The sequence below is a fragment of the Marinitenerispora sediminis genome (assembly GCF_003336425.1).
Lineage (GTDB): Bacteria > Actinomycetota > Actinomycetes > Streptosporangiales > Streptosporangiaceae > Marinitenerispora > Marinitenerispora sediminis.
In genome coordinates this window covers 1-340 of record NZ_QEIO01000395.1, presented here as the reverse complement: position 1 = coordinate 340, position 340 = coordinate 1, and the positions used below count along the sequence as shown (strand labels likewise).

The window sequence follows — 340 nt, the reverse complement described above, 5'->3', positions numbered from 1 at the left end:
GGCGGACCCGGCCGAGATCGAGTACAGCGGCATCAGCGTCCTCGGCCCGCGCAACAAGGTCGACAAGATCGTGGGACGGCTGCCGCTGCTCGGCGCCGCGCCGGCCGCGGGCTGAAGCGGCCCCCGGAGCGACCGACCGCCGTCAGCGGGCGCCCCGCTGCGGCGTCCGCCACACGGCTGACCCGCCGCGGCCCGCGGCCGCCGGTGCCTCCCGGGCCCGTCCCGCGCCCGCGCGCGGCGCCGGCGCCGCAGCCGGGGCCGTCCAGGTGCGCCGGGAGACGCGGCCGGACCGGCCCGGGCCCGCTCGCACCCCTGCGGAGCAGCCCCCGGAGCCGCCGTT

The 340-nt window shown here is 82.4% G+C and carries 1 protein-coding gene; it reads left to right on the top strand.

The window, feature by feature from the left end:
* Positions 1-16: 16 nt before the first annotated feature.
* Positions 17-115, top strand: coding sequence for a hypothetical protein (locus tag DEF28_RS28925; protein WP_267900225.1), 99 nt, complete (start codon positions 17-19; stop codon positions 113-115).
* The last annotated feature ends 225 nt before the right edge of the window (positions 116-340 follow it).